The sequence below is a fragment of the Phenylobacterium sp. SCN 70-31 genome (assembly GCF_001724605.1).
Lineage (GTDB): Bacteria > Pseudomonadota > Alphaproteobacteria > Caulobacterales > Caulobacteraceae > Phenylobacterium.
Genome location: NZ_MEEX01000016.1, coordinates 39,585 through 61,989, shown reverse-complemented (window position 1 = coordinate 61,989; position 22,405 = coordinate 39,585). Strand labels below are relative to the sequence as shown.

The 22,405-nt window shown below is 70.1% G+C and carries 21 protein-coding genes; 9 read left to right on the top strand and 12 right to left on the bottom strand.

From position 1 onward, the window contains the following. Positions 1-27: 27 nt before the first annotated feature. Positions 28-708, bottom strand: a complete 681-nt coding sequence (locus ABS78_RS13425; protein ID WP_293379923.1) for an MBL fold metallo-hydrolase — start codon at positions 706-708, stop codon at positions 28-30. 85 nt (positions 709-793) lie between these two features. Continuing rightward, entirely contained in the window at positions 794-2,371 is a 1,578-nt protein-coding gene (locus tag ABS78_RS13420) for an amino acid permease (protein WP_293379920.1), read from the bottom strand. 135 nt (positions 2,372-2,506) lie between these two features. On the opposite strand from ABS78_RS13420, the gene hrpB reads away from it, so the two are divergent. Both hrpB and ABS78_RS13410 read left to right on the top strand, forming a co-directional pair. Next, complete coding sequence (gene hrpB / locus ABS78_RS13415) at positions 2,507-4,948, top strand: ATP-dependent helicase HrpB (RefSeq protein WP_293379917.1); 2,442 nt, start codon at positions 2,507-2,509, stop codon at positions 4,946-4,948. A gap of 218 nt (positions 4,949-5,166) precedes the next feature. Further along, the gene (locus ABS78_RS13410) at positions 5,167-5,847 is read left to right on the top strand and encodes a PEPxxWA-CTERM sorting domain-containing protein (RefSeq protein WP_293379914.1); all 681 of its coding nucleotides are present in this window, start codon (positions 5,167-5,169) and stop codon (positions 5,845-5,847) included. A gap of 102 nt (positions 5,848-5,949) precedes the next feature. On the opposite strand, the gene ABS78_RS13405 is transcribed toward ABS78_RS13410, so the two are convergent. Further along, the gene (locus ABS78_RS13405) at positions 5,950-6,732 is read right to left on the bottom strand and encodes a LytTR family DNA-binding domain-containing protein (protein ID WP_293379911.1); all 783 of its coding nucleotides are present in this window, start codon (positions 6,730-6,732) and stop codon (positions 5,950-5,952) included. Next, complete coding sequence (locus ABS78_RS13400) at positions 6,729-7,895, bottom strand: histidine kinase (RefSeq protein ID WP_293379908.1); 1,167 nt, start codon at positions 7,893-7,895, stop codon at positions 6,729-6,731. The genes ABS78_RS13405 and ABS78_RS13400 overlap by 4 nt, the downstream gene beginning before the upstream one ends. 213 nt (positions 7,896-8,108) lie before the next feature. Here ABS78_RS13400 and ABS78_RS13395 point away from each other — a divergent pair, with 213 nt between their 5' ends. Genes ABS78_RS13395 through ABS78_RS13385 form a run of 3 tightly spaced genes read left to right on the top strand, consistent with a single transcriptional unit; the run spans position 8,109 to position 9,253 of the window. Continuing rightward, the gene (locus ABS78_RS13395) at positions 8,109-8,471 is read left to right on the top strand and encodes a hypothetical protein (RefSeq protein WP_293379905.1); all 363 of its coding nucleotides are present in this window, start codon (positions 8,109-8,111) and stop codon (positions 8,469-8,471) included. A gap of 9 nt (positions 8,472-8,480) precedes the next feature. Further along, a complete protein-coding gene (locus tag ABS78_RS13390) occupies positions 8,481-8,624 on the top strand; it encodes a hypothetical protein (protein WP_293379901.1) in 144 nt (47 codons plus the stop codon). Positions 8,625-8,650: 26 nt separating this feature from the next. Then, positions 8,651-9,253, top strand: a complete 603-nt coding sequence (locus ABS78_RS13385; protein WP_293379898.1) for a PEPxxWA-CTERM sorting domain-containing protein — start codon at positions 8,651-8,653, stop codon at positions 9,251-9,253. 73 nt (positions 9,254-9,326) lie between these two features. Here the strand turns inward: ABS78_RS13385 and ABS78_RS13380 are convergent, their stop codons facing one another. The 3 genes from ABS78_RS13380 to ABS78_RS13370 all read right to left on the bottom strand — a co-directional run bounded on the left by ABS78_RS13380 (position 9,327) and on the right by ABS78_RS13370 (position 12,607). Next, a complete protein-coding gene (locus ABS78_RS13380; protein ID WP_293379895.1) occupies positions 9,327-10,823 on the bottom strand; it encodes an MFS transporter in 1,497 nt (498 codons plus the stop codon). Positions 10,824-10,922: 99 nt separating this feature from the next. Next, positions 10,923-11,714 carry an RNA methyltransferase gene (locus ABS78_RS13375; RefSeq protein ID WP_293379892.1) on the bottom strand — a complete coding sequence of 264 codons (792 nt, stop codon included), beginning with the start codon at positions 11,712-11,714 and terminating at the stop codon, positions 10,923-10,925. Beyond that, positions 11,711-12,607 carry a class I SAM-dependent methyltransferase gene (locus ABS78_RS13370; RefSeq protein WP_293379889.1) on the bottom strand — a complete coding sequence of 299 codons (897 nt, stop codon included), beginning with the start codon at positions 12,605-12,607 and terminating at the stop codon, positions 11,711-11,713. Before ABS78_RS13370 ends, ABS78_RS13375 begins: the two co-directional genes overlap by 4 nt. Positions 12,608-12,718: 111 nt before the next feature. Here ABS78_RS13370 and ABS78_RS13365 point away from each other — a divergent pair, with 111 nt between their 5' ends. Further along, positions 12,719-13,354: a TetR/AcrR family transcriptional regulator gene (locus ABS78_RS13365; RefSeq protein ID WP_293379886.1), complete on the top strand. Its 636-nt coding sequence runs from the start codon at positions 12,719-12,721 to the stop codon at positions 13,352-13,354. Positions 13,355-13,393: 39 nt separating this feature from the next. On the opposite strand, the gene ABS78_RS13360 is transcribed toward ABS78_RS13365, so the two are convergent. Continuing rightward, positions 13,394-15,499: a lytic transglycosylase domain-containing protein gene (locus ABS78_RS13360; protein ID WP_293379883.1), complete on the bottom strand. Its 2,106-nt coding sequence runs from the start codon at positions 15,497-15,499 to the stop codon at positions 13,394-13,396. Positions 15,500-15,633: 134 nt separating this feature from the next. Here ABS78_RS13360 and dapA point away from each other — a divergent pair, with 134 nt between their 5' ends. From dapA to ABS78_RS13345, 3 genes are read left to right on the top strand one after another with little or no spacing between them, the layout of a single operon-like run. Beyond that, the gene (gene dapA / locus ABS78_RS13355) at positions 15,634-16,521 is read left to right on the top strand and encodes a 4-hydroxy-tetrahydrodipicolinate synthase (protein ID WP_293379880.1); all 888 of its coding nucleotides are present in this window, start codon (positions 15,634-15,636) and stop codon (positions 16,519-16,521) included. Between the two features lie 18 nt (positions 16,522-16,539). Next, entirely contained in the window at positions 16,540-16,998 is a 459-nt protein-coding gene (gene smpB, locus ABS78_RS13350; protein ID WP_293379877.1) for an SsrA-binding protein SmpB, read from the top strand. Positions 16,999-17,053: 55 nt separating this feature from the next. Further along, positions 17,054-17,788: a GNAT family N-acetyltransferase gene (locus ABS78_RS13345; RefSeq protein ID WP_293379874.1), complete on the top strand. Its 735-nt coding sequence runs from the start codon at positions 17,054-17,056 to the stop codon at positions 17,786-17,788. A gap of 49 nt (positions 17,789-17,837) precedes the next feature. Here ABS78_RS13345 and ABS78_RS13340 read toward each other — a convergent pair whose 3' ends face one another. From ABS78_RS13340 to ABS78_RS13325, 4 genes are all read right to left on the bottom strand, one after another. Beyond that, positions 17,838-19,598: a D-aminoacylase gene (locus ABS78_RS13340; protein ID WP_293379871.1), complete on the bottom strand. Its 1,761-nt coding sequence runs from the start codon at positions 19,596-19,598 to the stop codon at positions 17,838-17,840. Between the two features lie 86 nt (positions 19,599-19,684). Beyond that, positions 19,685-21,070: a M20/M25/M40 family metallo-hydrolase gene (locus ABS78_RS13335; RefSeq protein WP_293379868.1), complete on the bottom strand. Its 1,386-nt coding sequence runs from the start codon at positions 21,068-21,070 to the stop codon at positions 19,685-19,687. A gap of 92 nt (positions 21,071-21,162) precedes the next feature. Further along, positions 21,163-21,804, bottom strand: coding sequence for a uracil-DNA glycosylase (locus tag ABS78_RS13330; RefSeq protein ID WP_293379865.1), 642 nt, complete (start codon positions 21,802-21,804; stop codon positions 21,163-21,165). A 6-nt stretch (positions 21,805-21,810) separates the two neighbouring features. Next, on the bottom strand, positions 21,811-22,404 hold the full coding sequence (locus tag ABS78_RS13325) for an NYN domain-containing protein (RefSeq protein WP_293379862.1): 594 nt from the start codon (positions 22,402-22,404) through the stop codon (positions 21,811-21,813). Position 22,405 lies beyond the last annotated feature (1 nt).

Sequence of the window (22,405 nt, the reverse complement as noted above, 5' to 3'; positions counted from 1 at the left end):
TCCCCATCTGCAAGAACGCCGTCGCGGCTAATCCTCGGCGAGGACGTCGTCGGCGACGAACGGATTGGTCTTCCGCTCCTGGCCGAAGGTCGACATCGGACCGTGGCCGGGCACGAAGCGTACGTCGTCGCCCAGGGGCCAGAGCTTCTTCGTGATCGCCTGGATCAGGTCCTGGAAGTTGCCGCGCGGGAAGTCGGTGCGGCCGATCGAGCCCTGGAACAGCACGTCCCCCACCTGCGCGAACCTGGCCTCGCGATGGAAGAACACCACATGGCCGGGCGTATGGCCGGGACAATGGACGACCTCGAACTCGGTTTCGCCCAGGCTCACCGTGTCGCCGTCCTGAAGCCAGCGGTCGGGCGTGAAGCTGCGGGCCTCGGGCATGCCCCACTTGGCGCCCGACGTGCCGATGTCGTCGATCCAGAACTGGTCGTCGGGGTGCGGCCCCTCGATCGGGCAGCCGGTCAGCTCCTTGAGGGCCGCCGTGCCGCCCGCGTGGTCCAGATGGCCGTGGGTGATCCAGATCTTCTCGAGGGTGAGGTCCTGCTCCTTCAGCGCGGCCATGAGGCGCGGGACCTCGCCGCCCGGGTCGATGATGGCGGCCTTCTTCGTCTTCACGCACCAGACGATGGTGCAGTTCTGCTGAAGCGGCGTGACCGGGGCGATCATCGCGCGGATGGGCAGCGGCGGCGGCGTCTGTGCGTTCATGGCGTCCCTATGATCGGGTCACGGCGCGCAAATGGAAAGGCCCGGGCGCAAACCCGGGCCTTTCGCAGGTCGTCGTCCGGGCGGCTCAGTTGTCCCGGCCGCCGGGGGTCGGCGCGCCGGGCATCGGCGCCAGCGGCTCGGGCGGCGCGTCGGGATCCAGCTCGTGGGTCTCGATCAGGCCGCGGGCCACGTGGCTGTTGCGGTAGCCGTACAGGAAGTAGACCACCAGGCCGATGGCGCCCCAGACGGGGAGGACCAGGATCGCCTGGACCGGCAGGCTCAGGTACAGTCCCAGCGTCCCCAGCATCGCCAGCGGCGCCACCACCCACACCAGCGGCGTGCGGAACGGGCGGTGCCGGTCGGGTTGCTTGCGGCGCAGGATCATGACGGCCAGCGCCACCATGAAGAAGGCGAACAGCGTCCCCGAGTTGGAGATGTCCGCCAGCCGGCCGACGGGCAGGAAGGCTGCGAAGATCGCCACGGCCACGCCGGTGATCGCCGTCACCACGTGCGGCGTCTTCCACTTCGGGTGGATGGCCGAGAGGAAGTTGGGCAGCAGGCCGTCGCGGCTCATCACGAAGAAGATCCGGGTCTGGCCGAACAGCATGATCAGGATCACCGACGGAAGCGCCAGGAAGGCCGCCACGCCGATGAGGTCGCCGATCCGTTCGTGGCCGACCGCGCGGAGCACGTGCGCCAGGGCCTCGCGCGAGCAGACCAGAGGTTCCTGGCCCATCGCGGTCAGCGACTGGCACTGGGCGGCCAGGGCCGCCGTGCCGGGCTCGAGCACCTCGCCGGCGAGGCCCATCACGGGCTGCGAGCCCAGGGCGCCGATCGCGCCCGCCGCCACCAGGAGGTAGAAGATGGTGCAGATGCCCAGCGAGCCGATCAGCCCGATAGGTACGTTGCGCTGCGGGTTCTTGGTCTCCTCGGCCGCGGTCGAGACCGCGTCGAAGCCGACGTAGGCGAAGAAGATCGAGGCGGCGGCGCCCACGATGCCCAGGCCGGTGCCGTTGCCGTTGCCGAACCAGCCGTTCGGGGCGAACGGTTCGAAGTTCGCGCCGTTCAGGACCGGAAGGGTGAGGGCGATGAAAACCGTCAGGGCCGTCACCTTGATGGCCACCAGGATGGCGTTCACCCGCGCGCTCTCGGTGGTGCCGATCATCAGCAGGCCGGTCACGAGGAGGGCGATGGTCAGGGCCGGCAGGTTCACGATGCCGCCCGCATAGGGGCCGACCGACAGGGCGTGGGGCAGGGTTATCCCCCAGCTCTGCATGAGCCCCACGAAGTAGCCGGACCATCCCACCGACACCGCGCTGGCCGCGACGGCGTATTCGAGGATGAGCGCCCAGCCCACCATCCAGGCGATGAACTCGCCCATGACCGCGTAGGAATAGGTGTAGGCCGAGCCCGCCACCGGCACCATCGACGCCAGCTCGGAGTAGCAGAGCGCCGCCACGGCGCAGACCGCGCCGGCGATGATGAACGAGATCATCATGCCGGGTCCCGCCTTCTGGGCGGCCTCGGCGGTCAGGACGAAGATGCCGGTCCCGATGATGGCGCCCACGCCCAGCAGCGTGAGCTGAATGGGGCCCAGAGAGCGGGTGAGTGATTTCTTCTCAGCCGTCGCGAGGATCGCGTCGAGCGGCTTGACACGCCACATTGTCCCTCCGAACAGCGGCCCCCGAGCCGCCAAGGCAAAATTTGGCGCGACGGTGGCGTGCTTGCGGGGGGGCGGTCAAGCGCCAAGGCCCCGAGGCGTTTCCATATGCCCCCGGCGCGCGGTAGAGGCGGGCGAATGCTTCCCGTCCACGAGGCCCTGCCCGCGTTGAAGGCGGCGTTGCGCGAAGGCGCAGCCGCCGTGCTCGTCGCTCCGCCGGGCGCCGGCAAGACCACCGTGGTTCCTCTGGAGCTCCTGGCCGAGCCTTGGATCGGGTCGGGGCGGATCATCATGCTCGAGCCGCGTCGGCTCGCCGCCCGCGCCGCCGCCGAGCGCATGGCCGCGACTCTGGGCGAGGCGGTGGGCGAGACGGTCGGCTATCGGGTGCGGATGCAGTCGCGCATATCGGCCCGCACGCGGATCGAGGTGGTCACCGAGGGCGTCTTCACCCGGATGATCCTGGGCGATCCCGAACTGGCGGGCGTGGCGTGCGTGATCTTCGACGAGTTCCACGAACGGAGCCTGGACGCCGACCTGGGGCTGGCCCTGGCGCGCGATACCCAGGGGTTGCTGCGCGACGACCTGCGGCTGCTGGTGATGTCGGCGACGCTGGACGGCGCGGCCGTCGCCCGCCTGCTGGACGGCGCGCCGGTGGTGGAGAGCCTGGGCCGGATGTTTCCGGTCGAGACCCGGCATGTCGGTCGCGATCCGGCGGCTCGGATCGAGGATCAGATCGTCCGGGTGGTCGAGCGCGCGCTCGCCGAAGAGGGTGGCAGCCTGCTCGTCTTCCTGCCAGGACAAGGGGAAATCCGGCGTGTGGCCGAGCGGCTGTCCGAGCGGCGGCGGCCGGGTGTTGAGATCGCGCCCCTCTACGGCGCTCTCGATCCGAAGGACCAGGATCGCGCCATCCGGCCGGCGCCCGACGGCGTTCGCAAGGTGGTGCTGGCCACCGCCATCGCCGAGACCAGCCTGACCATCCAGGGCGTGCGGGTGGTCGTGGACTGCGGCCTGGCGCGGGTTCCGCGCTACGATCCCGCCAGCGGCCTGAGCCGCCTGGCCACCGTACGGGTCAGCCGCGCCGCCGCGGATCAGCGCCGGGGCCGGGCGGGCCGCACGGAGTCCGGCGTCTGCTACCGCCTTTGGGACGAAGCCGAGACGCGCGCGCTTCCGGCCTTCGCGGACCCTGAGATCCGCGAGGCGGACCTGTCGGGCCTGGCGCTGGATCTGGCCCGCTGGGGCGCCCGGGGCGCGGAGGGGCTGGCCTTTCTCGACCCGCCCCCCGCCGCCGCCTTCGCCGAGGCCCGCGCGCTGCTGGGGCGGCTGGAAGCCCTGGACGGCGACGGGGTGCTGACCGAGCACGGGCGCGCCCTGGCCGACATCCCCCTGTCGCCGCGCCTGGCTCACATGGTTCTGAAGGCCGCGGCGACGGGGCAGGCGCGCCGTGCGGCGCGCATCGCGGCCCTGCTGGCTGAACGCGGCCTGGGCGGGCGCGACGTCGATGTGCGCCATCGGCTGGACATGCTGGAGCGCGACCGCAGCCCGCGCGCCCGGGACGCCCGCGCCCTGGCCGACCGCTGGGCTGGCCTCGCGCCCAGGCCGCGGCAGGGGCGAGACGACGGCGAGCCGCTGCCGGATGGCCTGTTGCTGGCGTTCGCCTTTCCCGAACGGGTGGCCAGGGCGCGGGGCGGACAGGGTGAGTTCCAGCTCGCCAGCGGGCGCGGGGCCTTCGTCGAGCCCACCGACGCCCTGGCGCGTGAGCCGTGGCTTGCGGTGGGTGAACTGGGCGGCGGCGATCGCCGCGATCGAATCCTGTTGGCCGCGCCCCTGGATCTCGACGACCTTCAGGCCTTCGCCGACCAGTTCGAGACCGAGGATCGCCTGGAGGAGAGCGGCGGCGGACGCCTGCGCACCAAGCGGATCACGCGGCTGGACCGCCTGACGGTGCGCGAGACGGTGGACGACAACCCGGACCCGGCGCTCGTCGCCCGCGCCCTGGCCGCGCGGGTGGCGCGTGAGGGTCTGGACATCCTGCCCTGGGGCGCGGCGGCGAGGGGCCTGCGCGAGCGGGCGGCCTTCCTCCACGCCCACGATCCGGCCTGGCCTGACCTTTCCGACATGGCGCTGCTGGCCCGGTTGGAGGAGTGGCTGACGCCCGTCCTGGCGGACGTGCGCCGCCTGGCCGACCTCAGGCCCGAGGTTCTGGAGGGCGCCTTGCGGACGCTCGTCCCGTGGGATCGGCAGCGACGCCTCGAGGCCGAGGCGCCGGCGCGCTGGACGGCGCCCACCGGGGCCAGCTTCGCCGTCGACTACGCCGCGGAGGGCGGGCCGCGCGTCGAGGTTCGCGTGCAGGAAGTGTACGGCCTGACGCAGCATCCCACGGTGGCGGGCGCGCCGCTCACACTGGCGCTGCTCTCGCCCGCGCATCGGCCGATCCAGACGACGAAGGACCTGCCGGGCTTCTGGAAGGGGTCCTGGAAGGACGTCCGCACCGAGATGCGCGGCCGCTATCCCAGACATGTCTGGCCCGAGGACCCGGCGACGGCGCAACCGACGACACGGGCCAAGCCGCGAGGGACGTGACAGCAGGCGGGTCGCCCTTTGGCGGCATGTCGTGCGGCTCCGGGGGGACTGGTCAATCCAGCGCGCGGTTTCCGAAGCACTTCTGTACTCGCCTGCGAGGCGTATTATACAACTCTACTGACGAAGATCGGTTTGCAGCGCGCTTCTACAAGTCTTGACCCCGAGCCATCACGCGGCTTAACGTCTGGTCGACACGCAAATCTATGAGGATGGGAATAATGCTCCCCTCGCGTGTCCTGGCTCTGGGCGGTCTCGTCGCCGCAGCTTCGTTGTCGTTCGGCGCTCCGGCGATGTCCGCCATCTACCTGAACAAGGATCTGATCACGGTCGCGGTCGGTCCGGGCACGTCGCCGGGCACCTTCAACAACACCTTTACCAACAGTCCCGGCCTCACCATCGAGAAGGTCATCGACGCGCCGTCGGCCGACGCCGAGGAGTTTCACGACCAGAACACCCACATCTGGTTCACCGCCGACGCGGTGGGCGGTGGGCTCGAACTGCTGTTCGACTTCCAGCAAGAGTACGACATCTCGACACTCCACTTCTGGAACTACACGGCCGAAGGCTACGACGTCGATAATATCCTCTTCACGTTCTACAACGGCGCCAACGCCCTGGTGGGATCGCTGTCGGTGAACCCGGCCCTGGGAAGTCCGGGCGGCATCAAGGCCGAGGACATTGCGCTGGCTGCGCCGCTCAACGTCCGATACGTCACGGCCTTCCTGACCGGCTCCAACCGGGAAGTGGATTTCCAGAACATCGGCTTCACGGCCGACGTGTCGACGCCGATCACGGGCGGCATTCCCGAACCGTCCACCTGGGCCGTCATGATCCTTGGTTTCGGAATGGCCGGAGCCGCCATCCGCGGCCGCAGGATCGGCGCGCGGGTCTCCGCCTAAGTCCGCGTCGGGCGCCGGCGACTCCCCCGTGGAGACGCCGGCCGCCACCGGACGCGGGACGAAAGGCCGGGCTCGCCTCCACGCTGAGCCCGGCCCGCTCTCTCATTCGATCCTGAGCGCGGTCGCGACCGCCTGCGTGTAGTTGGGGCCCACCGGCACCTCGGTCTTGGCCTCCAGCACCAGGGTCAGCGCCCCGCGGCCCGGACGCTTCACGCCTTCGACAAGGGTCATGTTCACCATCGCCGAGCGGTGGACGCGCCGGATCAGGGTGGGGCTGAACACCTTCTCCAGTTCGGTGAGAGTGGCGCGCAGCATGTGGCTGCGATGGGCCGTGTGCAGGATCACATAGTCCCCGGCCGCCTCGATCCAGACGATGGAGGCGGCGGTCACCCGGACGTCGCCGCCCTTGGCCGGCGCCCAGACGGCGTTGGGCAGACCGTCGTCGGCGTCGCCCTGGCGCTGGCGATGCAGGGCCTCCATCTCGGCGGTCAGAGTGGCCACGCTGGCCTCGGCTTCGCGCAGCGCCAGGCGCCGCCGCACCCGCTCGATCGCCTGCCTCAGCCGGTCGATGCGGACGGGCTTCAGGACGTAGTCGGCGGCCTCCACGTCGAAGGCGTCGGGGGCGTAGTGTTCGAAGGCGGTGACGAAGATCACCTCGGGGCGACTCTCGGCCGGCAGCGCGGCGGCGAGACTCAGGCCCGTCCGACCCGGCATCTGGATGTCCAGGATCACCACGTCCGGGCTCTTTTCGGCGATCAGGGCCTCGGCTGAGAGGCCATCGCCCGCCGAGCCCACCACCTCGACGCCCGCCACGTCCTGCAACGCCAGGGCCAGCCGGCGCAGCGCGATCGGCTCGTCGTCCACCAGGACCACCCGCAACGTCATGCCGCCACTCCGCTGCGGGCGCCGGACGGGCGCGGGACCAGGGGCATGCGAATCTCCGCCAGATAGCCGCCGTCGCGCGGGCCGGCGGAGAGCGTTCCACGTTCGTCGAACAGGTTCTTCAAGCGCGCCCGGGTATTGGCCAGGCCCACGCCAGCCCCGGCCAGGATCATGGCCGGGTCGACGGGATCGCCGTCGTCGGCCACCCGCAGGATCAACGTCTCGCCGTCCGACGCCGCCGACACGCGGACGGTCACGGGCCGCAGGGACGGGGCCACGGCGTACTTGATCGCGTTCTCCACGAGCGGCTGCAACATGAAGCCGGGAACCTGCGCCGTCCGTAGCGCCTCGGGACAGTCCAACTCCACCGCCAGGCGGCCTTCGAAGCGCACGGCCTCGATCTCCAGATAGGCCTGGGCGATGTCCATCTCCTCGCCCAGTGGGATCGTCGCGGCCGGGTCCATCGACAGCGAGGCGCGCAGGAAGTCCGACAGACGCTCGATCATCTGATCCGCCCGGGAGACGTCACGTTCCATCACCAGCGTCGAGATCGCGTTCAGGGTGTTGAACAGGAAGTGCGGGTTCAGTTGCAGGCGCAGCGCCGCGAGCTGCGCCCGCTGGGCCGTGAGTTCCGCCCGCTCGGCGGCCGCCTCGGCCTCGGCGGCCCGGCGGCCCTGTTCGCGCGCCTGCTCGCTGAGGCTGAGCGCCCAATAGAGCGAGAGGTTCAGGAGGAAGGTCCAGGAGTAGAGAATCCAGACGCCGCCCACCCGTCCGGATTCCATCGTCGCCCAGTCCGACCACTCGGGCAGAACCGTCTGGGCGAGGGCATAGTAGATGCTGATGTCGATGGCGGTCTGCAGCGCCGCCGCGGCGAGGCAAGCGCCCAGCATGGCGATCCAGCGTCCCACAGGTGGGCGCCGCTCCATCCGCCGCCACAGGGCGTAGAGCGCCACGGCCTGCGCCACGGCGACGCACCACAGGCCGGCGCTGATGGCCAGATCGACGGTCGCCGTCCGGGCGCCGAAGATGGTGATCACGGCGATCACCAGCGCGTAGCCCAGCGTCCACAGCACCATCGCGGCCCTGAGCGCGGTCCGCGTGCGATCCGACAGTGATGTCCAGCCGAAGCTCATGGCGTTCCCGGGAAGCGAGGTCGGCGGGACCATAGACGCAGATCGGCGCCTGCGCCTCCGTCTCCACCGCATCCAGGGCGGTGTTCGGCGCAAAGCCGGCATGCCCACCGCAGGCTTGGCCATGTCCGGCGCATTCGACCTGACAGGCGCCCTGGGCGTCGCCAGAAGCCGCGGCCATCGAACGGCCGGGTCCGCCCCGAGGAAGATGTTTCCAGGCTCAGGACCGGCTCCATGGAGTTTCACGAGATGTTTCGATCCAGCCGCCTCGCGTGCGGCGTCCTGGTGGCGTTGCTCGCCACCGCCTCGGCCTCGGCCGACACCGTCGAGCTGGTCCGCGCCGGCGACGCCGACATGAGCTGCCAGGCGCTCGCGGACGAGATGAACGCGCTGTCGTCGGCCAAGGCCAAGGCCGCGAAGCGCGCCGAGTCCGGCCGCAAGCTGCTGGGCTTCGCCAGCACGGCGCTTCAGATCGCCAGCAGCAGCGGTGTGCTGGGCAAGGGCGGCGGCCCCGGAGGTCTGGGCGGCCTGGGGGGAGGGGGCCAGAGCGGCTACATCGCCCAGCAGGCGCTGGGTTCGCTTCAGGCCCAGGTCCAGGCCCAGGCCATGTAACAGCAGATGATGGCCGGCGCGCCCGGCTTCGGCGCCCCCGGCTTCGGCGGCTACGACGCGTCGCCCGCGCCCACCGGCCAGGCCGTCGACGCCAGCGTCGAGAGCCAACGCCTCACCCGCCTCACCGACCTGCACGCCCAGAAGGGCTGCTGAACCCACCTCATTGGAGTTATCCGAGAATGATCCGTTTCCTGTCGCCCTTCGTGGCCGCCCCGCTTGCCGTCGCCGCGATCCTCGCCAGCCCGGCCGCCGCCGCAACGACCGTGACTTACAGCGGCGCCGGCGCGCTGATTCCCGACAACAGCTTCACGCTCTCCACCATCGAGATCGCGGACTCGTTCCTGATCGACGACGTCAACCTCAGCATCGACGGGCTGTCGCACAACTTCTCGGGCGATGTGCAGTTCTTCCTCTCGAAGGGCGACGTGGTGGTCCAGCTCTTCCGGAACCATGGCTTCAACAGCTATCTGCGTGACACGCTCACCTTCGACGACGCCGCGGCCACCGCCATCACCAGCTTCCCGCTGGTCGACATCGCGGTTTATCGGCCCTTCCAGGCGCTCGGCGCGTTCAACGGCCTGAACTCGGCCGGGACCTGGACCCTTAAGGCCGCCGACACGTCGGGCGGCGTCTCCGGCGTCTACGGGGGCTGGCGCCTGGAACTGACCCCTTCGGTCATGGCGGCGGCGCCAGAGCCTGGCGCCTGGGCTCTGATGATCGTGGGCTTCGGCGCCGCCGGCGCCATGCTGCGCCAGCGGCGGCGGGTGGCTGTGACGGCCTAGATCGCCCGATCCGCCCCGCGACGGCCTTTGTCGCGCGTGGCCATGCCGGCGTCGGGGTTGCGAAACCCCGGCGTCAGTCGGCCTTCGAATCTCCGGCCGATTTGGCGGCGAGCTGGCGCAGGTTCTCCTCGTGCCCCTCGCGGCTCAGCTTGTAGGTGGCCATCACCGCCATCATCGCCATCCACAGACAGAGAATGGTCGGGACGTAGTAGGTCCCGAGACGCAGGAGCGCGTCCTGCGGCACCTCGGACGGAGATGCGCCGGCCGGGAACTGCGCCGCCGTCAGCACGAAGCCCGCGGTGATCACGCCCAGGCCCTGCACCGACTTCCGGATGAAGGTGGAGGCGGCGAAGAAGACGCCTTCCGAGCGTCGCCCGGTCCTCAGTTCCGCCGCCTCGACGAGGTCGGCCAGCATCGATGCGGACAGGATCTGGAAGCAGATGATCAGCCCGGTGTCGATCATGGTCGTCCCGAGCACCAGCGCGAACACGAGCGGATGACCGTTGTCCGGCAGGACGCCCATCAGCCGCAGGACGATGGGCAGAGGCGCGCCAAGGAACGCGATCAAGCCGATGATCATGGCGCCGCGCTTCTTGCCCAGGGTGCGCGTCGCGATCGGCGCCAGGACCGAGCCGATGATCGCCGAGACGAAGACGCTCATGGTGATCAGGCCGATCTGCTGCGGCGAGAAGCCCCAGAAATAGGTGGAGAAGTAGAAGGCCAGGGCGGCCGAGAGGCCCGTGGCGACGGCGCCGAGCATCGCGGCGACGAAGAGCGCCAGGAACGAGCGGTTCGCCAGGGTCTCGAAGATCTCGCGGAAGATGGCCATCAGGGTGATGCGGCGCTTCGGCGGTGGCGGCTTGAGGTGGGGAATCCGCGAATGGGTTCCCAGCGCGGAAACTAGGATGGCGACGAAGATCAGCGCCGAGCCGATGACGCCATAGAGAGCGTAGGCGTCGCGGTTGAACTGGCCGTTGGCGATGGTGGCGGTGGCGAAGGCGGGGAACACCGCCATGAACATCAGCACCGACATGGCGTTGCCGCCGCTCCAGCCGAAATAGTAGCGGAAGCTGAGCAGCGAACTGCGCTGGTCGTAGTCGTCCGAGAGTTCGGGGGCGAGCGCCGAACTGGGCGTCTCGTAGAAGGTGATGGAGGTCCGGATCAGCACCGCCATGCAGAGCAGGTACCAGAAGAGGGCCATCTGGGAGAGGCCTTCCGGCGGGTTCCACAGCAGGAAGTAGGTCGCCGCCACGGGGATCGCCGAGGCGTACATGAACACGTGCCGCCGGCCCCATCTGGACCGGAAATTGTCGGACCAGTAGCCGACCACGGGGTCGCTGATGGCGTCCAGGACCAGGGCGGCCGTGATGGCGAAGCCGACGAGGCGCGCGTCCAGTCCGATCACCTGACTGTAGAAGAGCAGCAGGAAATAGTTGAAGCCCTGGTCCTTCACCCCGTAGGCGACCGATCCGAAACCGTAGGCCAGCTTGGTCCACAGCGAGGGTTTCGGCGTCGTCACGGCCGGCGAAGCGGCCGCGGAGGGGGTGTCAGACGAAGTGATTTCGGCCATCCGCATTTCCGCCCTGAAATCATTTTTGAGCCATCGGTCGGTCGATAGCCGACGGAACGATCTTCGGGGCGGCGCGCGGGGATGTAAACCGTCGAACGATCAGTTCGTCGCGGCGTAGATCATCACCCCCGTCGCCACCGACAGGTTGAGGCTGTCGGCGCGGCCGCGCATCGGGATCTTCACGTTCACGTCGCAGAGCGCCGCCATCTCGGGCGGCAGGCCCTGTTGCTCGTTGCCCATCAGCACCAGCGCAGGCTTCGCATAGGTCGCCGCCCGGTGATCGACCGAGGCCGAGAGCAGGGTGCCGACCACCGAGCCCGTCCAGCCGGCACGCCAGGCGGCGAACTCGGACTCGCCCGCCCTGGCCAGCGGCACGGCGAAGATCGAGCCCATGGTGGCCCGCACCGCCTCCACCGCGTGGGGATCGCAACACTCGCCCACAAGGATCACCGCGCCGCATCCCGCCGCGTCGGCGGTCCGCACGATCGTGCCGAGATTGCCGGGGTCGCGTACGCGGTGCAGGGCCACCACGCACCGCGCCGGGCCGGGCTGCACGTTGTCGAGCGCGGTGAACGCCTGGCGGAAGACGCCCACCACCGCCTGGGGGTTCTCGCGGCGCGACACCTTGGCCAGGATGTCGTGCGACACCTCGATCACTTCGCCACGTGCGGCCAGCGTCGCCTGTGCGGCCTTGCGCATCATCGGGTGCGACATGGCGTCGGGGCCGTGCAGGAGGACGCGCGGCGGATGGCCCGTGTCGATCCCTTCGATGACGTTCTTGAGGCCCTCCGCCAGGAACAGGCCGGTCTCGTCGCGGGTCTTGCGCATGTGCAGGGCGCGGACGGCCTTGACCGTCGGGTTCTGGAGCGAGGTGATCGTCCGCGCGCTCAAGCCGACCACCGCGCGTAGAAGCTCATGCCGATGGCGCGGTCGCCGCGTTCCTCCTCGAGCGCCAGTTCGCCCCATTCGATGCGACCGCCCCGGTCGGCCAGCACTTCGGCCAGGAGACCGGCCAGCGCCGCGCCCGAAATCCGTTCGGCATAGGCGTTGAGAACCAGGAAGCGGGCGTTTTCCGAGAGAAGTTCACCGCATAGGCGGGCAAGCTCAGGGAGATCCTCGAACAGTCGCCAGACCTGGCCATCGGGGCCACGGCCATATTTGGGCGGGTCGAGGACGATCCCTTCGTACCGGGATCCCCGCCGGGCCTCACGCTGGACGTACTTCTTGGCGTCCTCGACGATCCATCGGACAGGCCGGTCGGAAAGGCCGGATAGCTCCGCGTTCTCGCGCGCCCACGCCACGGCCTTCTTCGAGGCGTCCACGTGGGTGACCGCGGCGCCTGCGGCGGCCATCGCCAGGCTGGCCACTCCCGTGTAGCCGAACAGGTTCAGCACCCGCGGCGCGCCCGCGGACGCCCGCACTCTTCCGTCGAGCCACGCCCAGTTCGCCGCCTGTTCGGGAAAGAAGGCGAGGTGACGGAACGCCGTGAAGCGTCCCTGGAACCGGACATCGCCCCAGGCGAGCGGCCAGGCCTCCCGCGGCCTGTCCCGGAAGCGCCAGCGGCCGGCGTCCTCCTCGTCGCTGGGATCGAAGACCGCGTCGGCCGAGGACCACGCGCTCTCGGGGAGGCGAGGCGTCCAGAGACACTGAGGTTCGGGCCGCACGACGCGATAGGGACCGTATCGCTCCAGCTTCCGGCCGCCGCCGGAATCCAGCAGCGCATAGTCCGACCAGCCGACCGTACGCATCACGGCGGGCTCGGGCGCGACGAGGGGCGGGCTCATGCCGGCCCCTTACGCGGAGTGGGCGCTATGCGTCCAGTGGGCCGACAAGGACTTGTCACAGTTGCGGAATTGGGGTCCGTTCCCCCCCGCTAGAGTATGCGGGGAGGATTCATGGGCACTGTTGCGCCTGCGACGCGGAAAACCACGCGCAAGGCGAAGGGCGATGGGCACCTCCGCCGCGCCGAGATTCTGGCCGCCGCCGAGCGGATTTTCGTCGCCGAGGGCTACGAGGGCGCCACCATCCGCAAGATCGCGGACGAGGTCGGCGTGTCCTCGACCGCGCTCTACATGCACTTCGCCGACAAGGCCTGCATCCTCCACGAGATCGTCGAGGGGACGCTGAACGAACTGTTGCGCAGCAACACCGAGATCGCGGCCAAGCCGCTGGACCCGGTGGTGCGCACGCGGATGATGCTGGATGCCTACATGCGCTGGGGGTTCGAGCATCCCAACGCCTATCACCTCGTCTATTGCGCGACGCCGCCCGCCTCGACCGATCCGTCGCCCGATCGGACGTCCGACCTCGCCCGCGAATGCTACGAGGCTTTCTCCGGCGTGGTGAAGGAGGTCGCCGCCGCCGGCCGGCTCCGGATCGGCGACGCCGACACGGCCGCCCAGGCGATCTGGACGGCGTGCCACGGCCTGGTGGCCCTGGTCATCGGCCGGCCGACCTTCGAGTGGGCGGATCGCGAAGAGCTGATGGGAGTCACGCTGGACGGGATGCTGCACGGGCTGGTCATCGACTGAGCCCGGCCGGTCGCGAATGCCCTGGCGTCGCGACGACGCCTATGGCGCCGCCGGCGTCGATTGCTGCGCCACCGCATAGCCGTAGCCACCCCGCCGCAGGTCGGCCGAGAGCGTGGCCGGCAGGGTCCCGCCGTTCTGCTTGGCGCGATACACGACCATGTTCTCCATCACCCGCATCACGTAGTTGCGCGTCTCGTAGAACGGGATGCATTCGATGAAGTCGATGGGGTCGTTCGAACCGGCGCGAGGATCGCCGCAGAACCCGGCCCACTGGGGCGGGCGGCCGGGCCCGGCGTTATAGCCGGCCGCCGCCATGATGTAGGACCCCGAGAACTGGTTCACGAGCTGACCGAGGAAACTGGTTCCCAGGCGCATGTTGTAGTCGGGCTCGTAGAGCATCGCCGCCGAATAGCCGACGCCCATGCGGCGGGCCACGGTGGCCGCCGTCGAGGGGAGGAGCTGCATCATCCCCCGCGCGTCCGCGTGCGAGCGCACCTTGGGGTCGAAGCCGCTCTCCTGGCGGGTGATGCCCAGGATCAGCGCCGGTTCCGGCGCGCCGGGCACCTCCGGTGTGGCGCGCACGGGATAGCCGCGATCGATCAGCACGAGGTTCCGCGTCGCCAGCGCCCGGACGGCCTTCATCGAGGTGTCCTGGTCGCCGTAGCCGCGGATGGCGTCCACCAGCAGCGCGCCTTCGGCCCGGTCGGGCAGGGTGTCGTCGAGGTGCAGCGCGAACACCCGGAACAGGTCCATCTGGTTCTGCTCGGCCAGCAGGCGCATGGCCTTCACCGCCGGCCGGCTCTCGAACCGCGCCCGCTCGGCGGCGGTCGGCGTGGGGTCCTTCGGCAGGGTGATCGGCAGGCGGAGCTTCTCGGCCGCGAGTTGGCCATAGAAGGCGGTCGGGTGTTCGGCCGCCAGGGCGTAGAAGTTGTCGGCCGCGGTGGCGTCGCCACGGCCCTCGGCGGCCCGGCCCTGCCAGTAGAGCGCGCGGCTGCGGGTGATGGGCGACGATCCGATCCGTTCGATGGCCGCGAAGTGCCGGGCCGCCGACGTGGGATCCTTCAGCCGGGTGAGCGCGATCCAGCCGGCGTAGAACTCGGCCTCGGCCGCGTCGGCCCCCTGGGTCAGGCCGGTGTTGGCCGCCGCTGCATAGGCGCTGCGCCAGTCGCCTGCGCGGATCGACGACAGCGTCAGCCGGTAGCGGTCGCCCTTCCAAGTGCGCGAGGCCTGTTCCGCGGTCGCCACCTCGCGCGGGGCGTGCGCGAGTTGGGCGATGGCCTCGGCCTCGCGGCCCTTGCGTCGGAGGAAGCCCACGCGCTCGAAGGCCACGCCTGGACTCCGCTGGTCGGCGGCGGAAAGCGCGCCGTAGCCGGCCTCGGAATCGCCGCGCAGCGCGATGCGCACCTGGGCCATCGTCTGGCGGTCGGGCGGCAGGAGAGCGATCATGTCGCGCGCGGCGGGGCCTTGTGCGCCGTACAGCAGGATGTCGGCCCGCCGGGCGTGGTCGTCCGGTCCCAGCATGTCGCCGAACCGCGTCAGCAGCGTGCGCTGGACGTCGGCCTCGAAGCTGCGGTCCCGCCACCAACTGCGAATCAGCGTCTGCGCCTCGGCGCCCCGTCCGAGGCTGCGCAGCGCCGACGCCAGCGCCATCGCCCCCTGAGGGCTCTCGGGTGGAAGGCCTTCGAACCACGCCACCACCTCGGCGGGCGACTTGCCCGAAGTCTCCAGTACGCGTTCGGCCGCGATCTGGCGCCGACCGGCCCGGGGGAAGTCCGCCAGGTCGCGCCGGGCGGCGTCCAGTTCGGCGAAGCCCAGCATGTTGGCGCTTGTGTCCACCAGAGCCCAGGTCACGATCTGGCGTGCGACGGGGTTCGACAGGCCCGCGATGGCGTTGCGGGCGCCCGCCGTGTCGCTGCGCCGCGCGGCCGCCAGTCCCTGGGCCAGGAGCGTCTGGTCGCTGGCGCTCACCGGACCGCCGCTGGGGCGGATCGCGGTGTAGGGCTGGGGGGCTGCGGGCAGCGGCGCGCCGCCCAGGAGGTCGCCGATCGGGTCGCCCGCGGGATTGGGAGACTGGGCGCGGGCCACGGTCGTCGCCACCAGGATGGCGCAACCGGCGAGCAGGGCGTTACGAATTCTGGTATCCAAACGAACTCCCCCCGACCGGGGATGACAGGAATCAGCGTTGCGGGCGACGCCCACGGCAACATATTGTCCGCGCAAATCTGAACGTCGCCTCACACGGCGGCATTTTCACGGCTTTTTGCTTTTCGAACCCACGCATGTCCGAACCTCTCTTCCGCGGCGTCCTTCCGGCGCTGGTGACTCCGTTCCGCAACGGCGAGGTGGACGAGGACGCCTTCGTCGCCCTCGTCGAGCGTCAGATCGCCGGGGGCGTCCACGGCCTCGTGCCCGTCGGCACCACCGGCGAGGCCTCGACCCTCAACCACGACGAGCATCGTCGGGTGATGGAGCTGTGCGTCAGCACGGCGCGGGGCCGCGTGCCGGTGATTCCCGGCACGGGCTCGAACTCCACCGCCGAGGCCATCGAGCTGACGCGATACGCCAAGGCCATCGGCGCCGATGCGGCGCTGGTGGTGACGCCCTACTACAACCGCCCCAGCCAGGAGGGGCTGTACGCCCACTACAAGGCGATCAACGACGCCGTGCAGCTTCCCGTGCTGGTCTACAACGTGCCCGGCCGCACCAGCGTCGATATCTCGAACGATGTGGTCTACCGGCTGTCGAAGCTGCCCAACATCGTCGGTATCAAGGACGCCAGCGGCGATATCGTCCGCGCCAGCTTCCAGCGGCTCCATTGCGGCGACGACTGGGTGATGCTCTCGGGCGACGATCCGCTGGCCCTGGGCTACATGGCCCACGGCGGGCACGGCTGCATCTCGGTGACCTGCAACGTCGCGCCCGATCTCTGCGCCCAGTTCCACAACGACGCGCTGTCGGGGGACTGGGCTGGCGCGCTTCAGCTCCAGGACCGGCTGGTCCGCCTGCACAAGGCCCTCTTCACCGACGCCTCGCCGTCCCCCACCAAGTTCGCGCTCGCGCACCTGGGCCTCTGCGGCGAGGAGACCCGCCTGCCGATCGTCCCGTGCTCCGAGGCCGCTCGCACCGAGGTCCTGGCCGCCATGCGCGATGCGGGCCTCGTCGACTGATCCGCATGAAGTGCTGACATGGCAGGGAAACTGATCGCCGAGAATCGCCGCGCCCGGTTCGACTACTTCCTCGAGCAGACGTTCGAGGCCGGCATCGCCCTGACCGGCTCCGAGGTGAAGTCCCTGCGCAACGGCAAGGCCAACATCGCCGAGAGCTATGCGGCGGTGGAGGGGGACGAGATCGTGCTCGTCAACGCCGACATCCCGCCCTACGCCCAGGCCGGGCCGCACTTCAACCACGAGCCCCGCCGCCATCGAAAGCTGCTGCTCAAGCGTCGCGAGATCGACCGGCTGATCGGCGCCGTCCAGCGCGACGGGCGCACCCTGGTGCCGACGAAGCTCTATTGGTCCGACAAGGGGCTGGCCAAGCTCGAGATCGCGCTGGCGAAGGGCAAGAAGGCGCACGACAAGCGTGAAGTCGCCGCCGAACGGGACTGGAAGCGCGACAAGGCCCGGCTCCTGCGGGAGAAGGGCTGACGTGTCCCTGCGCGTAAACTGCAGCCTCCTCCTGTGAGGGGGAGGAAGACGTGGAATGACGAACTTCACCCCTGCCGACGTCGAAAGTCTGGAGCGCGCCACCATCGAGGCGGTGGCCCCGCCGGAGGTGCTGGAGATCGGGCCCTGGCTGGTCCCGCTGGACGCCGGCACGGTCGGGCGGGCCAAGAGCGCCGCGCCCCTGTCGCACGACATCGACGCCGGGCAGGTGGGCGAGGTCGAGGCCGCCTATCGCCAGCGCGGGCTTCCGCCGGCGTTCCGCGTCGCCGAGGCGCCCGGCCTCAAGGCGGTGACGGCCGACATCGCCCGCCGGGGCTTCGCCAGCGAGCAGCCCACCCTGGTCATGGTGGCGCCGGCCCGCAGCGTGGCCGAGATCGCCGTGCCCTTCGCCGATCTTCTGGACAGGCCGGACGAGGCGTGGGGCCAGGTGTTCCTGGGCGAGGGCTTCGATCCCGAGGATGGCGCGCACCGCGTCCGCCGGCTGACCGAATCGCCCGACGCCCTCTACGGCGCGGTCCGGGAGGCTGGGCGCACGGTGGCGGTCGGCGTGGTCAGCTTCGGTCACGGCTGGGCGGGCGTCCACGGCATGCGCACGGCGCTCGATCGCCGTGGCTCGGGCTTCGCCAGCCGCCTCCTGGCGCTGTTCGGCGCCGCGGCCCAGGCTCGCCAGGTCTCGCGCGTCTTCCTCCAGGTGGAGGAGGGCAATCCGGCCCAGAACCTCTACCGCCGCGCGGGTTTCGAGGAGGCCTGGCGGTACCGCTACTGGCGGTGAGGCCTGCCTCGCCCCGTGGGCGGGAGAGACGGCGACCGCCGCCCCACGCCTACTCCGCCGCCAGCGGCAGGATCACCGCTTCGCGGCCGCCGCGCACCAGGCCGCCGGGCAGGGCGCCCGTGTGCCGGCCGTCCTCGAAGGTCACCTGGCCCGACTTCACCGTGTAGCGATAGCCCTCGGCCTTCTGCACCAGTCGCCGCCCGCCGGCCGGCAGGTCGTGGATGGCCTCGGGCCGGTGGAGATCCAGCTTGTCGAAGTCGATGAGGTTCAGGTCCGCCAGCAGGCCGGGCTTCACCTGGCCGCGGTCGTTGAGGCCATAGGCCCGCGCCGTGTCGCTGGTCAGCTTGCGCACCAGGAACTCCAGCGGGAAGCGGTCGCCCTTCACCCGGTCGCGCGCCCAGTAGCTGAGGATGAAGGTCGGCATTCCGGCGTCGGCGATCACGCCGCAGTGCGCGCCGCCGTCCGACAGGCCGAACAGCACGTTGGGGTGCTGCATGTTCTTGCGGAAGAAGTCGAAGTTGTAGGTCTGGTATCCGCCGAGCGGCTGGTAGAACAACTCGCGGCCCTCGTCGCGCAGCAGCAGGTCGTACATCGTCTCCAGCGGCGAGACGCCGGCCGCCGCCGCCAGGCCCGCCACGCTCTGCTCGCGGTCGGGCTCGTAGTTGGGCCGCTCGCCCAGCGGAAAGACCCGCCACAGCAGGCTGCCGCCGAACGCCACGGCCAGGTCGCCGGCGACGCCGTCGCCCACCGCCGCGCGGATCAGCGGGCTGTCCTCGGACAGCAGGGCCGCGCGGATCTCGGGCGTCCTCATCAGCGCCAGCCGTTCGTCCAGCGGCGCGTCCGCCAGCTTCGCCTTCCAGGTCGGGCTGGCCATGAAGACGTGGAAACTGGAGGTGAGGCCGTGGAGGATGCCCGTCGGGCGCCCGGCGATCTGGGGCCGGATGTCCATGCCGTGCCGCCGGCTCTCCTCGGCGATGTTGTACATCTTGTCGCCTTCGTAGGCGCCGGCCGAGGTGGCGACCAGGGTGACGGGCAGGCGGGTCTCCTGCGCGAAGCCCTTGACCCACATCCACTCGTCGTCGTCGCCCAGGTGGTCCGAGACCATCTCGAACACGCCGTGGCGCAGGCCCTTGAGCGCCAGTCCCAGCGCCAGCATCTCGTCCGAGCCGGCGAAGGTGCCCGGCATGTGGACGCCCTTGAGGTCCTTGTGCAGCAGCGTGCGCGAGGTGGAGAAGCCCAGCGCCCCGGCCTCGACGCCCTCCCGCACCAGGCGCGCCATCTCGGCGATCTCGTCGGCGTCGGGCTCGTAGTCGGTGTTGCAGCGGTCGCCGAGCACATAGGCCCGCACCGAGGCATGCGGCACGTGCGTGCCCACGTCGATGGCGCGCGGCTTGGCCTCCAGGGCGTCCAGGTATTCGGGGAAGCTCTCCCACTTCCAGTCGATGCCCTCGGCAAGCGCCGAACCGGGAATATCCTCCACGCCCTCCATCAGCTCGATGAGGAAATTCTCCTGGCCGGGCCGCACGGGCGCGAAGCCCACGCCGCAGTTGCCCATGATCGCCGTCGTCACCCCGTGCCACGATGACGGCGCCATCACAGGGTCCCAGGTGGCCTGGCCGTCGTAGTGGGTATGGATGTCCACCCAGCCGGGCGTGACGATCAGGCCCGTGGCGTCGATCTCGCGCCTCGCCGGTCCCTCGACCCGGCCCACCGCCGTGATCCGGTCGCCGTCGATGGCCACGTCGCCCGCGAAGGGCGCCTCGCCCGTTCCGTCCACGATGGTCCCGCCACGGATGATCAGGTCGTGCATCGCAATCCTCCCCACGTGCTGGTGACGTGTTTCCGGAAGGATAGGCATGGCGCCGCGACGGAAACGGAAGGGCTTTTTCCGAGGGCCTACTTCGCCAGGTCCTTGAGCAGTGAGATGTGGTGCGCCAGGGCTCCGTCCAGGGTCGCCAGCGGCGCCTTCTCGTTCAGGCCGTGGGCGAACGATTCGCCAGGTTCGGTGAACATCCCCGAGACGCCGTAGCTGGGGATGCCCACGGCGCGGAAGTGCATGCTGTCGGTGGCGCCGGCCGACTGGGCAGGCACGATCGAAACGCCGGGATAGCGCGCGTGCACCGCCTTCTTCACCGCGGCCATCACGTCGGCCCGCAGCGGCGAGGCGGGGCTGTCCACCGAGCCGTCCTCCAGCCGGGTGACGACCGCCGTGGGATCACCGATCACCTCGACCAGGGTCCGCCGCACGCTCTCGGACGGCGTGCCCGGGAAGATGCGGCAGTTCACCGTGGCCTGGGCCCGCTGGGGCAGGGCGTTGGGGGCGTGCCCGGCCTGGAGCATGGTCGCCACGCATGTGGTGCGCAGGCTGGGGTTGGTGTTGGGGTCGGCCGACAGGATCTCGACCGCCGCCGCGTCCTTCGGGTCCGCCACGAAGCGCTTCAGCGCCACCCCCAGTTCGCCCGGCGTGCTGTCGGCCTGCGCCGCCGCGGACTGCAGCGTGATCTCGTTCCACTGGGTGGGGAAGCGGTAGGCCGCGATGCGCTCCAGCGCCTTCGACAGGCGGTAGATCGCATTGGTGGGCGTCGGCCGGCTGGAATGCCCGCCAGGGTCGGTGAAGGTGACGGTGAAGTCGGCGTATGTCTTCTCGGCGCCCTGGATTCCGTAGCCCACGGCCTGGCCGGCCTTCAGCAGGCCGCCGCCGCCGTCGATGTTCAGCACCATCTCCGCGCCCTTCAGCCGGCGCGCGAGTTCGGCGGTGGTGGCCATGTTGGTCTCTTCGTCGCCCGACAGCGCCAGCACCACGTCCCGGCCGGGCCTCCAGCCCTCGGACCGCAGTTTCGCCAGCACGGCGATTATGGCCGAGACGTCGAACTTGTTGTCCGAGGCGCCGCGCCCGTAGACGTAGCCGTTCTCCACCACCGCGGTGAACGGATCGCGCGTCCAGTCCTCGGCCTTGGCCTCGACCACGTCCATGTGGCCCGAGATCACGATGGCCGGCTTCTTCGGGTCCTTGCCGGGATAGCGCGCGATCAGGAGCGCCGAGTCCGCGAACGGCTCGATGGTCACCTCGGCGGGCGAGAAGCCACCGGCCACCAGCTTCGACTTCAGGAACTCGGCGTAGGGGACGAACTGGTCGCTTCCCGCGACGGTGCGATAGCCGATGCCCTTCGTCAGGATCTCCAGCGCCTCGGCGTGCAGGGCCGGGTCGGGTTTCGGCGGGGCGGCGAGCGCGGAAGAGGCGAGGAGCGCGGCGGCGAGGCCGGCCGGAAGGGATCGATGCACCGGGACGTCCATGATGTGGAGGCGGGACCGAACCCTATCGGCGCCACGGCGCCGGTCAATTCTATCGGGTCATGTTCGGCCGCGGGCCGCCGTCATGCCGCGTCGATCAGCGTCCGCGCCCGCTGGAACACCGCCTCGAACATCTCGGCGGTCAGTCGGCCCGTATTCGTGTTGAGCCGCGAGCAGTGATAGCTGTTCAGAACCGTGTAGGGGCCGGCCTCGAACTCGCTGCCGTGTCCGGGAATTCCCGCCGACGCCTTCAGGCCCAGCGCGCGAAGCACGTTGCGCCGAGAGACGTCGCCCAGGGTGACGATCACCTTCAGCCGGGGCAGGGCGTCCAGCCGGCTGGCGAGGAACGGACGGCAGTTGGCCTCTTCCTTGGTCTCGGGCTTGTTCCCGGGCGGCGCGCATCGCACCGCATTGGTGATCATGCAGTCGATCAGTTCCAGGCCGTCGTCCGGCCGCGCCGCATAGGCGCCCCGGGCGAAGCCGGTCTTCAGGAGGGTTTCGTAGAGCATCCAGCCGGCGCCGTCGCCCGTGAACGGCCGTCCCGTACGGTTGGCGCCCATCCGGCCGGGGGCCAGCCCCACCACGCAGAGCCTCGCGTCCGGATCGCCGAACGACGCCACCGCCCCGTTGAATCCGCCCGGCACGGAGACCTTGTTGGCCTCGCGATAGGTCACCAGCCTCGGACAGAGCGGGCAGTCGGCGGGGGCCTCGGCAGGGACGTTCATGCGTCTCTAGGCCTCGTCGTCCGGCGTCCGGTCGTGAGCGGCGCGGCTTTCGGAGATGAACTTGGGCAGTCGCGCCGGACGGCCGATCATGTCGGACAGGTCGGCCAGGTCCACGAAGCTGTCCGCCTGGCGCCGCAGATCGTCGCTGACCATCGGCGGTTGCGACTTCACCGTCGAGACGACCGTGACCCGGCTGCCCCGGCGCTGCACGGCCTCGAGCAGCTTGCGGAAGTCGCCGTCGCCCGAGAACAGAACCATGTGGTCCACGTGCTCGGCCATCTCCATCATGTCGACGGCGATCTCGACGTCCATGTCGCCGCGGAAGCGCTTGCGGCCGCTGGCGTCGACATATTCCCGCGCCGCCTTCGTCACCAGGCGGTAGCCGTTGTAGTCCAGCCAGTCGACCAGCGGGCGGATCGGCGAGTACTCCTCGTTCTCCACGAGGGCGGTGTAGTAGTAGGCCCGGACCAGGATGCTGCGCTTCTTGAATTCTTCCAGCAGCTTCCGGTAGTCGATGTCGAAGCCCAGGTTCTTGGCGGTCGAGTAGAGGTTGGCCCCGTCGATGAACAGGGCCAGCCGGTCCGTGGGGTAGAAGGTCATC

Bases quoted from the DNA above. Each gene is read 5' to 3' on its own strand.
- ABS78_RS13410 (WP_293379914.1), top strand. From the start codon at position 5,167: ATGCTCCCCTCGCGTGTCCTGGCTCTGGGCGGTCTCGTCGCCGCAGCT.
- ABS78_RS13365 (WP_293379886.1), top strand. From the start codon at position 12,719: ATGGGCACTGTTGCGCCTGCGACGCGGAAAACCACGCGCAAGGCGAAG.
- ABS78_RS13390 (WP_293379901.1), top strand. From the start codon at position 8,481: ATGGCCGGCGCGCCCGGCTTCGGCGCCCCCGGCTTCGGCGGCTACGAC.
- smpB (WP_293379877.1), top strand. From the start codon at position 16,540: ATGGCAGGGAAACTGATCGCCGAGAATCGCCGCGCCCGGTTCGACTAC.
- dapA (WP_293379880.1), top strand. From the start codon at position 15,634: ATGTCCGAACCTCTCTTCCGCGGCGTCCTTCCGGCGCTGGTGACTCCG.
- ABS78_RS13395 (WP_293379905.1), top strand. From the start codon at position 8,109: ATGTTTCGATCCAGCCGCCTCGCGTGCGGCGTCCTGGTGGCGTTGCTC.
- ABS78_RS13340 (WP_293379871.1), bottom strand. From the start codon at position 19,598: ATGCACGACCTGATCATCCGTGGCGGGACCATCGTGGACGGAACGGGC.
- ABS78_RS13385 (WP_293379898.1), top strand. From the start codon at position 8,651: ATGATCCGTTTCCTGTCGCCCTTCGTGGCCGCCCCGCTTGCCGTCGCC.
- ABS78_RS13420 (WP_293379920.1), bottom strand. From the start codon at position 2,371: ATGTGGCGTGTCAAGCCGCTCGACGCGATCCTCGCGACGGCTGAGAAG.
- hrpB (WP_293379917.1), top strand. From the start codon at position 2,507: ATGCTTCCCGTCCACGAGGCCCTGCCCGCGTTGAAGGCGGCGTTGCGC.
- ABS78_RS13425 (WP_293379923.1), bottom strand. From the start codon at position 708: ATGAACGCACAGACGCCGCCGCCGCTGCCCATCCGCGCGATGATCGCC.
- ABS78_RS13400 (WP_293379908.1), bottom strand. From the start codon at position 7,895: ATGGTCCCGCCGACCTCGCTTCCCGGGAACGCCATGAGCTTCGGCTGG.
- ABS78_RS13405 (WP_293379911.1), bottom strand. From the start codon at position 6,732: ATGACGTTGCGGGTGGTCCTGGTGGACGACGAGCCGATCGCGCTGCGC.
- ABS78_RS13325 (WP_293379862.1), bottom strand. From the start codon at position 22,404: ATGACCTTCTACCCCACGGACCGGCTGGCCCTGTTCATCGACGGGGCC.
- ABS78_RS13345 (WP_293379874.1), top strand. From the start codon at position 17,054: ATGACGAACTTCACCCCTGCCGACGTCGAAAGTCTGGAGCGCGCCACC.
- ABS78_RS13330 (WP_293379865.1), bottom strand. From the start codon at position 21,804: ATGAACGTCCCTGCCGAGGCCCCCGCCGACTGCCCGCTCTGTCCGAGG.
- ABS78_RS13370 (WP_293379889.1), bottom strand. From the start codon at position 12,607: ATGAGCCCGCCCCTCGTCGCGCCCGAGCCCGCCGTGATGCGTACGGTC.
- ABS78_RS13380 (WP_293379895.1), bottom strand. From the start codon at position 10,823: ATGGCCGAAATCACTTCGTCTGACACCCCCTCCGCGGCCGCTTCGCCG.